The organism is Pseudomonas sp. GW821-FHT09E12 (assembly GCF_059416085.1).
Genome location: NZ_JBWKOM010000002.1, coordinates 504093 through 518666 on the forward strand (window position 1 = coordinate 504093; position 14574 = coordinate 518666).

A 14574-nucleotide genomic window follows, 5' to 3' on the forward strand; every position below is an offset into this window, starting at 1 on the left:
CTGCCGTTATGAACATAGATAGGTTTTATTTTTGATAGAGATAGTATCGATTTGATCAATTTCGTAGCGGCTGCAAGAGTAACCCGAAACCTAACAACAAGGGTCCTTATGAAAACCGTTCACTCTGCGTCCTACGAGATTCTTCGCGAACAAGGCCTGACCACTATCTTCGGCAATCCTGGCTCCAACGAGCTGCCGTTTCTCAAGGGGTTTCCCGAGGACTTCCGCTACATCCTCGGCCTGCACGAAGGCGCGGTGGTCGGCATGGCCGACGGTTACGCCCTGGCCACCGGCAAGCCGACCTTCGTCAACCTGCATGCCGCCGCCGGCACCGGCAACGGCATGGGCGCGCTGACCAATGCCTGGTACTCCCACAGCCCGCTGGTGATCACCGCCGGCCAGCAGGTGCGCTCGATGGTCGGCGTGGAAGCGATGCTGGCCAATGTCGATGCGGCGCAGCTGCCCAAGCCCCTGGTCAAGTGGAGCCATGAGCCGGCCTCGGCCCAGGACGTGCCGCGCACCCTGAGCCAGGCGATCCATATGGCCAGCCTGGCGCCACGCGGGCCGGTGTATGTGTCGATTCCCTATGACGACTGGGCCTGCGCGGCGCCGGCCGGGGTCGAGCATCTGGCACGGCGCCAGGTGGCCAGCGCCGGCCTGCCTTCGGTGGCGCAACTGCAAGCGTTGGCCGAGCGCCTGGCGGCGGCACGTAGCCCGGTGCTGGTGCTCGGCCCGGATGTCGACGGCAGTGGCAGCAACGGCCTGGCGGTGCAACTGGCGGAAAAACTGCGGATGCCGGCCTGGGTCGCGCCTTCCGCTTCGCGCTGCCCGTTCCCCACCCGCCACCCGTGTTTCCGTGGTGTGCTGCCGGCGGCCATCGCCGGGATCAGCCGCTGCCTGGCCGAGCACGATTTGATCCTGGTGGTGGGCGCCCCGGTGTTCCGTTACCACCAATACGCCCCGGGCGATTACCTGCCGGCGGACTGTGAGCTGGTGCACCTGACCTGCGACCCGGGCGAGGCAGCGCGGGCGCCCATGGGCGATGCGCTGGTGGGCGATATCGCCCTGACCCTCGAAGCCCTGGTCGAGGTGCTGCCGCAGAGCGAACGGCCGCTGCCGAGCGCCTTGCCGCTGCCGGCGCCGGTGCGCGAGGAGGGCAGCCTGCTGCGCCCGGAAACGGTGTTCGACCTGATCAACCAGCTGGCGCCGCGGGACGCGATCTACGTCAAGGAATCCACCTCCACGGTGAGCGCGTTCTGGCAGCGGGTGGAGATGAGCCAGCCCGGCAGCTACTTCTTTCCCGCCGCCGGAGGTCTCGGCTTCGGCTTGCCGGCCGCGGTCGGCGTGCAACTGGCGACGCCCGGGCGACGGGTGGTGGCGATCATCGGCGACGGCTCGGCCAACTACGGCATCACCGCGCTGTGGACCGCTGCCCAGTACGGTATCCCGGTGGTGTTCATCATCCTCAAGAACGGCACCTACGGCGCGCTGCGCTGGTTCGCCGATGTGCTGCAGGTCAGCGATGCGCCGGGGCTGGACGTTCCCGGCCTGGACTTCTGCGCCATCGGCCAGGGTTATGGCGTGCATTCGGTGCATGCCGCGACCCGCGCCGAGTTTGCCGCCGCCTTCAGCGCGGCCCTGGCCGGCAATCGCCCGGTATTGATCGAGGTGCCGACCCTGACCATCGAGCCCTGATTCTCAAAGTCCGGGCTCCCGGCGCCGGGCAGAAGATCCGGCAATGCCAAGCGCGCCTTGCGCGCACACCACAACAATAAAAAGAGGTGGCTATGAACACGACTTCGGTCAGTGAAGTGATGGAGGCTGGGCCCCTGCGGTCGAGCCCGGTTTCCGGCAGTGCCGATATCGGCACCTTGCTCGACGACGGGCCCTATACCGGGATGCAGAAGATCGTGGTGTTGCTGGCCGCGCTGTCCATCGTGATGGACGGTTTCGACGGCCAGCTCATCGGGTTCGCCATACCGCTGATGATCAAGGAATGGGGGATCACCCGTGAGGCCTTCGCCCCCGCGGTGGCCGCCGGGCTGATCGGCATGGGTATCGGCAGCGCTTGCGCGGGCCTGTTCGCCGACCGTTTCGGCCGGCGCATGGCGGTCATCGCCAGCGTGATCCTGTTCGGCACCGCGACCTGCGCCATCGGCCTGGCGCCGGATGCGCTGACGGTGGCGGCGCTGCGCTTTATCGCCGGGCTCGGCATCGGTGGCGCGCTGCCCAGCGCCACCACCATGACCGCCGAGTTCACCCCGGCGCGCCGGCGTACCCTGGCGGTCACCGCGACCATCGTCTGTGTGCCCCTGGGCGGGATGCTGGCGGGGTTGTTCGCCTCCCACGTACTGCCGCTGTACGGCTGGCGAACGCTGTTCTTTATCGGCGGCAGCCTGCCCATCGTGCTGGGCCTGTTGCTGTTGGCGACGCTGCCGGAGTCGCCGCGTTTCCTGGCGCGCCGGCCGCCGCGTTGGGGCGAGTTGACTGTGCTGCTGGGACGCATGGGCCGACCGATGCCCGAAGGCGTGCGCTACACCGATGCGCTGGAGCAGAAGAGCGAGCAGCAGGGCGGCTTCCGCGCCTTGTTCGCCCCCGGCTACGGGCGCGACACCGTGGCGGTCTGGGTGGCGTTCTTCATGTGCCTGACCGCGGTCTACAGCGCCTTCAGCTGGCTGCCGACCATGCTCTTGTCCGAAGGCTTGTCGCTGGCGGTGGCCGGTTCGGGCCTTACCGCCTACAACCTGGGCGGGGTGATCGGCGCGCTGCTCTGCGCGGTCGCGATGACGCGCTGGGGCTCGTTCTGGCCGCTGCTGATCTGCTGCGCGGGCGGCGCGGCCAGCGCCTTCGCCATGCAGGCCGTGGACGTCAACCAGAACACCAGCCTGCTGATCTTCGGCTTTGGCGTGCATGGCCTGTTCGTCAACGCCGTGCAGTCCACCCTCTATGCGCTGTGCGCCTTTATCTATCCCACCGCCGTGCGCGCCACCGGCACCGCATCGGCCCTGGCTTTCGGGCGCATGGGCGCGATTCTCAGCGCCTTCGTCGGCGCCACGGTGATCACCCAGGGCGGCGCCCACGGCTATCTGACGTTGCTGGGAACGGTGATGGTGCTGGCGCTGATCGCCCTGGTGCTGGTGCGCCGCCATATTCCCCGGCGGGCGCCTGGATCAGCCCGGGCCGACAAGCAGCACCTTGCCGATCAACCCTCACAGCCATAAGGAGGTTCGATGAACATCAGCATTCTCGGGGCGGGCGCCATGGGCTCGCTGTTCGGCGGCCTGCTGGCGGAAAGCGGGCAGAGCGTCACGCTGCTGGACATCAACGACACGCACCTGGAGGCGATCCGCCGCCAGGGCTTGCGCCTGGACACCGACAGCGGCGAGCGGCGCATCGGCGGCCTGAGCGCCTGCCGGCCGGAGCAGGTGACGGGCCAGCCCGACCTGCTGCTGGTCTTCACCAAGGCCCAGCACACCGACGGTGCGCTGCGCAGTATTGCCGGCCATATCGGCGAGCACACGCGGGTGCTGACCCTGCAGAACGGCTTGGGTAACGCCGAAGCGCTGTGCCGCCACGTCGCCCCGCAGCAGGTGATGATTGGCATGACCACCTGGCCCGCCGATATGGCCGGGCCGGCCCATGTCCGCTCCCATGGCCAGGGCGTGGTCCGGTTGCTGTCGCTGGAGGGTGTCGAGCGCCAGGCCAGCACCCAGGTTGCCGCGGTGCTGGAGGCGGCGGGGCTGCACTGCGCGGTGGACCCGCAGGTCTGGACCTCGATCTGGGAGAAGGTGGCGTTCAACGCGGCCTTGAACAGCCTGTGCGCCGTCACCGGCTGCACCGTGGGGCAACTGGATACCGTGCCGCAAGGCCCGGCGCTGGCCCGGGCCATCGTGCTGGAGGTGCTCGGCGTCGCGCAGTCGGTGGGGGTGGCCACGGATGCGCGGCGCTGCCTGGACAGCGTGGCCTATGCCATCGCCCACCACCGGGCGCACAAGCCGTCCATGTTGCAAGACGTGCTGGCCGGTCGGCCCACGGAAGTCGGCGCGATCAATGGCGAGGTCCTGGCCAGGGCGCGCCAGGTCGGCATCGCCGTGCCGCACACCGAAACCCTGCTGGGGCTGCTGCGCCTGATCGAGGCGCGGGCAGCCACCGGAGGCAGTCATGCATAGCCACGTAAACCCGGTTCGGCGCCCTGAGTCGCGAGCCCATCTTTCCTGTGAATCCTGTTCTCAAGGAGTTTTGTCATGAGTGAGTCCACAGCTGTCTACAGCGATCTGCACCTGCAACCCATCGCCGGGGAATGGCGCGCCGGCGCGGCCGGCAAAACCCTGGCGGTGAGCAACCCGTTCGACGGCACGCTATTGCTGGAAGTGGCCCAGGCCAACCGCGCCGACCTGGATGCCGCCTATGCCAAGGCCGCCGCGGTGCAGCCGCACTGGGCGGCGCTCGGGCCTTCGGCGCGGGCGGCGGTGCTGCATCAGGTGGTGGCGGTGTTCGACCGGCGCCGCGAGGAGATCGTCGACTGGATCATTCGCGAGTCCGGCAGCACCCGGCTCAAGGCGCAGCTGGAGTGGGGCGCGGCGCGGGCCATCGCCCTGGAGTCGGCGTCGTTCCCGGCGCGGGTCCACGGTCGCATCGTCGAGTCCGATGTGCCGGGCAAGGAGAGCCGGGTCTACCGCAGCGCCCTGGGGGTGGTCGGGGTCATCAGCCCGTGGAACTTCCCGCTGCACCTGACCCAGCGCTCGATCGCCCCGGCGCTGGCCCTGGGCAACGCGGTGGTGGTCAAGCCGGCCAGCGATACGCCGGTGTGCGGCGGCCTGCTGCTGGCGAAGATCTTCGAGGAGGCCGGCCTGCCGGCGGGCGTGCTCAGTGTGGTGGTGGGGGCGGGCAGCGAGATTGGCGATGCCTTTGTCGAGCACCCGGTGCCTTCGCTGATCACCTTCACCGGCTCCACCCCGGTCGGCCGCGGTATCGGCCGGATCGCCAGCGGCGGCGCGCACCTCAAGCATGTGGCCCTGGAGTTGGGCGGCAACAGCCCGTTCGTGGTCCTGGCCGACGCCGACCTCGAACAGGCGGTGAACGCGGCGGTGTTCGGCAAGTTCCTGCACCAGGGGCAGATCTGCATGGCGGTCAACCGGATCATCGTCGACGACAGCCTCTACGACGCCTTCGCCGCGCGCTTCGTCGAGCGGGTCAAGGGGCTCAAGGTCGGCGATCCGCAATCGATCGAGACGGTGATCGGCCCGGTGATCAATGAGCGGCAGTTGCAGGGCCTGCGGGAGAAGATCGAATTGGCTCGCCGCGAAGGCGCCGAGCCGCTCTACGAGGGCGGGGCCCAGGGCAACCTGCTGGCGCCCCATGTCTACGGCGAGGTCACAGTCGACATGGACCTGGCGCGCAATGAAATCTTCGGCCCGCTGGTGGGGCTGCTGCGCGCGCGGGACGAGGCCCACGCCCTGGAGCTGGCCAACGCCAGCGAATTCGGCCTGTCCAGTGCGGTGTTCACTGGCAACCTGGAGCGCGGGGTGAACTTCGCCCGGCGGATTCGCGCGGGCATGACCCATATCAACGACATCCCGGTGAACGACGAGGCCAACGCGCCCTTCGGTGGGGAAAAGAACTCGGGGCTCGGGCGCTTCAACGGCGACTGGGCGATCGACGAGTTCACCCGCGATCATTGGATCAGCGTGCAGCACTCGGCGCGTCGTTATCCCTTCTGATGCCTTGAGCTGAGGATATCGCCCGGCCTTTCCCAAAAGAGAGACCGGGCATTTTTGCAGCCGATAAGAGGCGGGCCTGGAGTGGCCTGTCGGGGAACGGCTGCGCCTATGCAAAGCGGAGAACAATAATAATGAACACCCCTCACTGCATCCTCGCGCGCTCGCTGGCCGCGGCTTCACTGGCACTGGGCACGGGCCTGCCGGCCTGGGCCGAAGACGGTGGCTTTTTCGAAGATGCCAAGACCGATTTGGTGCTGCGCAATTATTACTTCAATCGGGATTTTCGCGACCCGGGGGCGGCCAAGGGCAAGGTCGAGGAATGGGCCCAGGGTTTTATCCTCAAGTTCAATTCCGGCTACACCCCGGGCGTCGTCGGGTTCGGCCTGGACGGCATTGCCATGTTCGGCGTCAAGCTCGACAGCGGGCGCGGCACCAGTGGTTCCGAGCTGCTGCCGGTGCATGACGACGGGCGCGCGGCGGACAACTACGGCCGCGCCGGCGTGGCGGCGAAAATGCGCATTTCCGCCACTGAGCTGAAGGTCGGCGAGTTGCTGCCGGACATCCCGCTGCTGCGCTACGACGATGGCCGGCTGCTGCCGCAGACCTTCCGTGGGGCGATGCTCGACTCGCGGGAAATCACCGGGCTGGGGTTGCAGGCCGGGCAGTACCGTTCGGTGAGCCTGCGCAACTCCTCGGACATGCAGGACCTCTCGGCCTGGGCCGCGCCCGGGGTGACCTCCGATGGCTTCACCTATGCCGGCGCCGAGTACCGCTTCAACCAGCAGCGCACCTTGATCGGCGCCTGGCATGCGCAGCTGGAAGACATCTACCAGCAGAGCTACTTCAACCTGCTGCACAAGCAGCCGGTGGGCGACTGGGTGCTGGGGGCGAACCTCGGTTACTTCATCGACAAGGATGACGGCCAGGCGCGCATCGGCGAGATCCAGAGCCGCACCGCCTATGCCTTGCTCTCGGCCTCTACCGCCGGCCATACCCTGTACCTGGGTTTGCAGAAGGTCAGTGGCGACAGCCCGTGGATGTCGGTGTACGGCAGCAGCGGCCGGACCCTGGGCAACGACATGTTCAACGGCAACTTCAGCAACGCCGACGAGCGTTCCTGGCAGCTGCGTTATGACTATAACTTCGCCGCCATGGGCGTGCCGGGGTTGTTGGCCATGGTGCGCTATGGGCATGGCGAGAATGCCACGACCAAGGCCGGGAGCAATGGCAAGGAGTGGGAGCGGGATACGGAGGTGGGGTATACCTTTCAGAGTGGGAGTTTGAAGAACCTCAGTGTGCGGGTGAATAACGCTACCAATCGGCGCAGTTTCAACAGTGACTTTGATCAGACTCGGGTGATTGTGAGTTATCCGTTGTCGTTTTGAGCCTTGCAGTGTTGTCGCGGGCGGGAGCGGCCGGTCGACGCTCGAATTGCCCGCGATGGCGTCTGTTTTGGCGCTGCATTTTTGGGATGTGTGCATATCCGTTGCTGTGGTCACGGCGGCTTAGGGTTCCGCCCTTACGGCGGGTCACTTTGGAAGATCCGGAAGCCGGCCCAGTCCAAAGTAACCAAAACGCTTCGCCCCCCACTCGGTGCCTCGCTAAGGCTCGGCATGCCCGAACGAAGGCATTGATCCGTGGGCCGCCGCCACAGGCCATCCATGGCCTGGGGCGGCTAACCCGGGTTACCCACGGCTCAATGCCTGCGTTCGGCCATCGTGGTTAACGGGGCGTTCAGATCAAAAGCAAGACGGCGGCCTGCCGGCCGGCCTGGGGTGGGTGTGTTTCCTGTAGCCGCTGCCGAGCCTGCGAGGCTGCGATCGACCCCGAAGGGGGCGCACGGTCTTGAGATCGCTGAAGGCCTGCGGCCTTATCGCAGCCTGCGGCAGCGGCTACAGGGGAGGTGTGTTTTCCGTAGGAGCGAGGCTTGCCCGCGATGAGGCCTATGAGGTCGCCACCGTCGGCACGCCGCTATCCGCATGCCGCCGGCGCAAGGCTTGCGGTACTATGGCCGCCCACGTTTTCTGGAAGTTGCCTGGATGAGTAAGCCCGGTCAATTGGTGCTGGTCGCGTTGCGCAAGATGATCGCCTCGGGCGAGTTGGCGGCGGGAGAGCGGCTGATGGAGATTCCGACCGCGGAGTTGTTCGGGGTGTCGCGGATGCCGGTGCGCATGGCGTTCCGTACCCTGGAGCAGGAAGGCCTGCTGGTGCGGTTTGGCGGGCGGGGGTTCCAGGTGCGTTCGGTGAGTGCCGAGGATATTGCCGGCGCGGTCGAGGTGCGGGGTGTGCTCGAAGGGCTGGCGGCGCGCCAGACCGCCGAGCGCGGCTTGTCGGAGGCGGCGCGGGCGGCCTTGGAGTTGTGCCTGGCCCAGGGCGACCAATTGTTTGCCAAGGGTTATGTGACCGAGGACGACCTGGAGGTCTATCACGACCTCAACATGCGTTTTCACCAGGTGATTGTCGAAGGCAGCCACAACCCGGCGATCGCCGATGCCCTGGCGCGCAACGATCATCTGCCGTTCGCCTCGGTCACCGCGCTGGCGGTGGATCGCCAGGACATGGCTCGCGAATACCGGCGCTTCAACTACGCCCATATGCAGCACCATTCGGTGTTCGACGCCCTGGTCAATCGCCAGGGCGCGCGGGCCGAGGCGATCATGCGCGAGCATGCCAACGCGACCCTGCGTTATGCCGAGATCTTCAGCAGCGCAGCGGCGGACGAGCGGATGAAGGTCATCCTCCGCCCCGCCTGACTCCCTTCAGATATCCAGCACCAGCAGCGGCGTTTTCGAGCGCGAGCAGCAGGGGGTGAACTGGTCGTTGCGCGCCTGCTCGTCCTCGGTGAGGAACAGGTCGCGGTGCTCCGGCACGCCCTCCAGTACCCGGGTCAGGCAGGTGCCGCAAATCCCTTGTTCGCAGGACATGGCAATGTCGATGCCATGGCTTTCCAGGACCTGCACCACGCTCTTGTCCGCAGGCACCTCGAAGACCTGGCCGCTGCTGGCGACCTTGACCGAGAAGCTGCCGTCGGCGCGGGTATCGACGGGGGCGGCGAAGTACTCGCGGTGCAGGCAGTCCTCCCGCCAGCCCGCGGCCTTGGCCGTGTCCAGCACGTGCTGCATAAAGCCGCCGGGGCCGCACACATAGACATGAACATCGTTGCGCGGCGCGGCCAGGACCTTGGTCGCGTCCAGCGCCGTCTCGGGTTCCTGGTCGAAATGCAGGAACACCCGCTCGGCGAAGGATGAATCGCGCAGGCGTTGGACAAAGGCCGCGCGCTCGCTGGAGCGGGCGCAGTAATGCAGCTCGAAATCAGCGCCGCTGTGGGCCAGGCGCTCGGCCATGCACAGGATCGGGGTGATGCCGATGCCGCCGGCGAACAGCAGGCTGCGCCGGGCTTCATGGGCCAACGCAAACAGGTTGCGCGGCTCGCTGATGTGCAGACGCGTGCCGGGGTGGATCTGCTCGTGCATGGCCAGCGAGCCGCCGCGGGAGGCCGGGTCCTTGAGCACGCCGATCAGGTAGCGATGGCGTTCTTCGGGGTGGTTGCACAGGGAGTATTGGCGGATCAAGCCGCCGGGCAGGTGCACATCGATATGCGCGCCGGCGCTGAAGCCCGGCAGCGGGCGCTCATTGGCACTGGCCAGCTCGTAGCTGCAGATGTCCTGGGCTTCGTCGTTACGGGATACCACCACCACATCGATCATCGTCGGTCCTCCGAGTGCTGCCGCCCGGGGCGGTCACTTCTGTTTCTTTTCTTGGGTAAAAGGCTGGGGAAAGGGCAGGGCGCGGCACCGGTGCACTGCCGGCGTAGCGCCGCGCAGGGCTCAGGCCATGGCGATCAGTTGTGCTTCGCCGGCGTGCTCCTGGGCGATCAGGCGCTCCAGGACCCGTCGCGATTGCACGCCGCCGGCGTCGATATTCAGCTTGAGCAGGTTGCGCGTGGGGTGGGCCAGCAGGTTCTGTTGCTGGCGTTCGAGCATCTCCAGGTCTTCGCTGAAAATCTTGCCCTGGCCCTCGCGAATGCTCGCGGTCAGCGCCTCGTCCTGTGGGTTGAAGTTGCGCGCCATGCCCCAGAAGTACCAGATCGAGGTGTCGCTCTGCGGGGTGATGAAGTCGACCACTATGCTCGACGCCTTGAACTGCGCCGGCGCGTTGTAGCCGCCTTGGCCGGCATGGGCCACGCCGACTTCGATCAGCACATGGCTGGGCGGGGTGAAGCGGCAGATCTGCCAGCGGTCCACCGGCACGTCGTCGGCCAGGCCGTTGCCGCGCAGGGCCATGCGCCAGAACGGCGGGGCCATGATGTTTTGCATATGCCGCGCGGTGACCACCTCATCACCCTCGACCCTGGTGGTCGGCGGCGCCTCGTCGATTTCCTTCTGGCCGATGCTGGAGGCGTGGACGTAGGTTTCGTGGGTCAGGTCCATCAGGTTGTCGATCATCAGGCGGTAGTCGCACTGGATATGGAACAGCCCGCCACCGTAGGCCCACTCATCGCTGACCGCCCATTCCAGGTGATGGATCAGCGCCGGATCGGCCAACGCCTGATCGCCGGGCCAGACCCAGATAAAGCCGTAGCGCTCGACCACGGCAAAGGTCTTGTTGCACGGGAAACCACGTACCCGTTGCCCGGGCATTGCCGCGGTCTTGCCATCGCAGCCCATCACCAGCCCGTGATAACCGCACACCAGGTTGCCGCTTTCCACATACCCCAACGACAGCGGCGCGCCGCGATGGGGGCAGAAGTCCTCGACCGCCGCGACCCGGCCTTCCAGGCCACGGTAAAACACCATCTTCTCCCCACAGATCTGTCGGCCCAGGGGCTTGTCGGCGATTTCATCGGGGGTGCAGGCAACGTACCAAGTGTTCTTGGGGTACATGGAGGGCTCTCCTGGGGAGTGATTGTTTTTATTTAATGGATCCATTATAGAGGCTGTGGTGTTTGAGTGTCAACGATAAGATCCAGGTTAAAGGTTGATTTATGGGCGATTATCGGACTGATAGCTGTTGCTTTTGTTTTTAATGGATCCATTGATAAGTATTGTTAAACACCCCCCAATGACAGAAAAAACGCCAGCGATGAAGGAGGGATGTCGCCGTTCGTCGACCCGAGCTGGCGAGCGTGCGGCTGGGCCGGGCGCCAAGCATCGATGCCGAGGATGTGATGGTGATTACCACCACTGAGGCAGAGGAATGGTCGTTTGGCGGTGGGTGGGGCAATTAGTCTACCTATGCGTTTCTGGTATCAGTTCTATCCAATCCGTGCCATTTATCAATCAATGGCCGAGGGGTAAGTTGGGGTTCTGCGATTTCCAATCGAGAGCCCTCCATGACCCAGCACCTGATCCGCAAGTACATGCCCGCCGCCGCCAGGGCGGGCACCCTCTGTTTTGCCCTGTGCAGCGGCGCGGTTGTTGAGGCGAGCGAGCGCGGTCCGCTGGTGGTCGAGGATCAGGGCAGCCTGATCGCGGGCGGTGGCGTGCACACTCAGCCGGGCACCTTCGATCCCTACAACCCGATGAATCCCAATGGCCAGACCTACCACGGCGACCATGTATATGCCTTCTACCAGAAGCCGGTTAACGCGCGCCCGCTGCCGATTGTCATGTGGCACGGCGCGGGGCAGTCGGCGAAGTCCTGGGAGACCACGGCCGATGGGCGTGAAGGTTTCCAGAACATCTTCCTGCGTCGCGGTTTTTCCACCTACCTGATCGACCAGCCGCGCCGTGGCGATGCGGGGCGCAGCCTGGTCGAAGCGACGATCAAACCGGTGGCGGACGAGCAGTTGTGGTTCAACCAGTTCCGCATCGGCCTGTGGCCCGAGACCTTCGCGGGCAGCCAGTTCCCGCCGGGGCGGGCGGCGCAGGAGCAGTTCTTCCGTTCGATGACCCCCAACACCGGCCCTTACGACATCGAGGTGGTGTCCGATGGTGTATCGGCGCTGCTGGAGAAGACCGGCCCGGCCATTCTGTTCACCCATTCCCAGGGGGGCGGGCCGGGCTGGCTGACGGCGATCAAGAGCCGCAACGTGCGGGCCATCGTCGCGTTCGAGCCGGGCAGCAGCTTCGTGTTTCCCGAGGGCGAGGCGCCGGCGCCGATTCCCAGCGCGTTCGACACCGTCGCCGCGCAGGTCGTGAGCCAGGCGCAGTTCGAGGCGCTGACGCACATTCCCATCCTGATCCTCTATGGCGACAACATCCCCGCCCAGCCGGTGCGTTTGCCGGCCCAGGACAGCTGGCGCGCCCGGCTCGAGATGGCGCGGCTGTGGCGCGACGCGGTGAACCGGCATGGCGGTGACGCCCGGCTGATCCACTTGCCGGAGATCGGGATCAAGGGCAACAGCCACTTTCCGTTCTCGGACCTCAACAATGTCGAGATTGCGGACCTGGTTTCGAGGTTTCTTGCAGAGAAGTCTCTGGATTGACTATGGGCACGGCGGCTGGCTGCCGTGTTCTTCAAAAGCAGGGCAGGAGTATTCAAATGAAGCAAACGCTGAAGGCCACGCTCATGGCCGCGATGGTCGGGATGTCGGCCGCCGAGGCCGCGGACTACAAGCAGAATCCGTTCACCCTGGTCTACGAGGGCGCGATCAGCAAGAACGAGCCGGGCAAGGTCAACATCCATCCGGTCAGCTACAAGCTCAATGGCCTGGACATCTCCGCCAACGTCTACACCCCGGCGAACTACGACCCGGCGAAGCAATACCCGGTCGTGGTGGTGGCGCACCCCAATGGCGGGGTCAAGGAGCAGGTCGCCGGCCTGTATGCCCAGCGCCTGGCCGACCAGGGCTACATCACCATCGCCGCGGATGCGGCGTACCAGGGCGCCAGTGGCGGCCAGCCGCGCAGCGTGGACAAGCCCGCGTACCGCATCGAGGACATCCATGGCATGGCGGATTTCATCGCCGGCTATCCCGGTGTCGATAACACGCGCCTGGGCCTGCTCGGCATCTGCGGCGGCGGTGGTTATTCGTTGGCCGCGGCGCAAACCGACAAGCGCTTCAAGTCGATTGCGACGGTGAGCATGTTCAATTCCGGGCGGGTTCGCCGCAATGGCTACAACGACTCGCAACTGGACAGCATCCAGCAACGCCTGCAGCAGGCTTCGGCGGCCCGTGCCCAGGAAGCGGCCGGCGGCGAAGTGCTGTATTCGGGGGATGCCAACCTGACCGACGAACAGATCGCCCAATTGCCCTTCGCGCTGTATCGGCAGGGCTACGAGTACTACTGGAAAACCCACGCGCACCCCAACTCGACCTTCAAATACACCACCAGCAGCCTGCTGGACCTGATGCGCTTCGACGCCACCCAGCAGATCGAACTGATCCGACAGCCGTTGCTGATGATCGCCGGCAGCAAGGCCGACAGCCTCTACATGACCGAGGATGCGTTCGCCAAGGCCACCGGCACTCAGGACAAGGAGCTGTTCAAGATCGACGGCGCCACCCATATCGAAACCTACTGGGTGCCCCAGTATGTGGACGCGGCCATCAGCAAGCTGACGGCGTTCTACGCCAGGACGCTGTGATCGCCGCAACGGCTCGTCATTTCAATAGGCTCGACCAACGAGGAATTCTCATCATGAACAAGACCCTGTTGGGGCTCGCGGTATGCGCCGCGGCGCCCTTGGCTGACGCGGCCGGCCAGGCTGAAAACCCCGGCGAGCCTTTCGCCACCCAGCAGATCAGTCGTGCAGGTACCCAGGCTTCGGTCGCGGGCCCGGAGGATTACTTTTCCGGGCGGGTGCGCGTCGATCCGCTGTTTCCCGCCAGCAGCCCGATCAATGCCTCCGGCGCCTACGTGACCTTCGAGCCGGGCGCGCGCTCGGCCTGGCATACCCATCCCGCGGGGCAGCGCCTGGTGGTGGTTTCCGGCGTGGGCCTGACGCAGGAGTGGGGCAAGCCGGTGCAGGAAATCCATCCGGGCGACGTGATCGTCTGCCCGCCGGGCGTCAAGCACTGGCACGGAGCCGCGGCGACGAGCGCCATGACCCATCTGGCGGTGACCGGCGCGGTGGATGGCAAGAGCGTGCAATGGCTGGAGAAAGTCAGCGATGACCAATACAACGCCCGTTAAGCGGTGCAGGCCCGGAGGGATGACAGTGGCCTTCGCGCTGCTGAGCCTGAACCTGACGATGACGACGAGCCACGCCGCGCAGAACCCTAGGGAGCCTCAAGCCATGTCCTCCGTACCCACCGCTTCCGAGACGCTCTCCCACAAGCAGCAGGCCATCCCGTTGATCGCGGCGGCCATGGCCACCAGCAATATGCCGCGGCTCAATGCCGCCTTGAACCAGGGGCTGGATGCCGGGCTGACCGTCAGCGAGGCCAGGGAAATCCTGGTGCAGCTCTATGCCTACGCCGGCTTTCCGCGCAGCCTCAATGCCCTTGGCGAGCTGATGAAAGTGCTCGAGGCGCGCAAGCAACGCGGCATTGAGGACGTTCCGGGGCGTGAGCCCAGCGCCGGCATTCCCACGGGCGATGAGCTGCTGGCGGCGGGCAAGGCCAACCAGACGCGGATTTCCGGCGCGCCGGTCCAGGGGCCGCTGTTCGACTTCGCCCCGGTGATCAACCAGTACCTGCAGGCCCATCTGTTCGGCGACATCTTCGAGCGTGACAACCTGGACTGGCAAAGTCGTGAGCTGGCCACGGTCGGCGCGCTGGCCGCCACCCCCGGCGCGGAGCCGCAACTGCGCTCGCACATGGCCGCCAGCATCAGGGTAGGGCTGAGCGCCGGGCAATTGCGGCAACTGGTCCGGGTGCTGGCCGAGCAGGGCGAGGCCGATGCGGCCAAGCGGGCCGCCGAGGCGTTGGAAAAACACCTGGCGGCAAGCGCCGGGCGGCCATGAGGTG

General features: G+C 66.0%; 10 protein-coding genes and 2 pseudogenes. 10 read left to right on the forward strand and 2 right to left on the reverse strand.

The annotated features are described in order from the left end of the window. The first annotated feature begins 108 nt into the window (after nucleotides 1-108). The 6 genes from mdlC to AC07PQ_RS07415 all read left to right on the forward strand — a co-directional run bounded on the left by mdlC (nucleotide 109) and on the right by AC07PQ_RS07415 (nucleotide 8473). Nucleotides 109-1695 carry a benzoylformate decarboxylase gene (mdlC, locus tag AC07PQ_RS07390; protein WP_493184986.1) on the forward strand — a complete coding sequence of 529 codons (1587 nt, stop codon included), beginning with the start codon at nucleotides 109-111 and terminating at the stop codon, nucleotides 1693-1695. Nucleotides 1696-1787: 92 nt separating this feature from the next. Further along, nucleotides 1788-3221, forward strand: a complete 1434-nt coding sequence (locus AC07PQ_RS07395) for an MFS transporter (protein ID WP_493184985.1) — start codon at nucleotides 1788-1790, stop codon at nucleotides 3219-3221. Between the two features lie 9 nt (nucleotides 3222-3230). Further along, the gene (locus tag AC07PQ_RS07400) at nucleotides 3231-4169 is read left to right on the forward strand and encodes a ketopantoate reductase family protein (protein ID WP_493184984.1); all 939 of its coding nucleotides are present in this window, start codon (nucleotides 3231-3233) and stop codon (nucleotides 4167-4169) included. A 75-nt stretch (nucleotides 4170-4244) separates the two neighbouring features. After that, complete coding sequence (locus AC07PQ_RS07405) at nucleotides 4245-5720, forward strand: aldehyde dehydrogenase family protein (RefSeq protein ID WP_493184983.1); 1476 nt, start codon at nucleotides 4245-4247, stop codon at nucleotides 5718-5720. A gap of 131 nt (nucleotides 5721-5851) precedes the next feature. Then, nucleotides 5852-7105 (forward strand): OprD family porin, encoded by a 1254-nt coding sequence (locus AC07PQ_RS07410; protein ID WP_493184982.1) that lies wholly within the window; start codon nucleotides 5852-5854, stop codon nucleotides 7103-7105. Between the two features lie 654 nt (nucleotides 7106-7759). Next, nucleotides 7760-8473, forward strand: coding sequence for a GntR family transcriptional regulator (locus AC07PQ_RS07415; protein ID WP_007932043.1), 714 nt, complete (start codon nucleotides 7760-7762; stop codon nucleotides 8471-8473). Nucleotides 8474-8479: 6 nt separating this feature from the next. Here AC07PQ_RS07415 and AC07PQ_RS07420 read toward each other — a convergent pair whose 3' ends face one another. Next, a complete protein-coding gene (locus AC07PQ_RS07420) occupies nucleotides 8480-9427 on the reverse strand; it encodes a PDR/VanB family oxidoreductase (RefSeq protein WP_493184981.1) in 948 nt (315 codons plus the stop codon). A gap of 120 nt (nucleotides 9428-9547) precedes the next feature. Then, nucleotides 9548-10603 (reverse strand): Rieske 2Fe-2S domain-containing protein, encoded by a 1056-nt coding sequence (locus AC07PQ_RS07425; RefSeq protein WP_493184980.1) that lies wholly within the window; start codon nucleotides 10601-10603, stop codon nucleotides 9548-9550. Between the two features lie 245 nt (nucleotides 10604-10848). Between AC07PQ_RS07425 and AC07PQ_RS07430 the strand changes: the two are divergent. From AC07PQ_RS07430 to AC07PQ_RS07445, 4 genes and pseudogenes are all read left to right on the forward strand, one after another. Beyond that, nucleotides 10849-10947, forward strand: a pseudogene (locus AC07PQ_RS07430) (tautomerase family protein); the annotation flags it as partial. 105 nt (nucleotides 10948-11052) lie between these two features. Further along, nucleotides 11053-12147: an alpha/beta hydrolase gene (locus AC07PQ_RS07435; RefSeq protein ID WP_493184979.1), complete on the forward strand. Its 1095-nt coding sequence runs from the start codon at nucleotides 11053-11055 to the stop codon at nucleotides 12145-12147. 56 nt (nucleotides 12148-12203) lie between these two features. After that, nucleotides 12204-13250, forward strand: a complete 1047-nt coding sequence (locus AC07PQ_RS07440; RefSeq protein WP_274306543.1) for an alpha/beta hydrolase — start codon at nucleotides 12204-12206, stop codon at nucleotides 13248-13250. 53 nt (nucleotides 13251-13303) lie between these two features. Continuing rightward, a pseudogene (locus AC07PQ_RS07445) lies at nucleotides 13304-14570 on the forward strand ((R)-mandelonitrile lyase). Nucleotides 14571-14574: the final 4 nt, after the last annotated feature.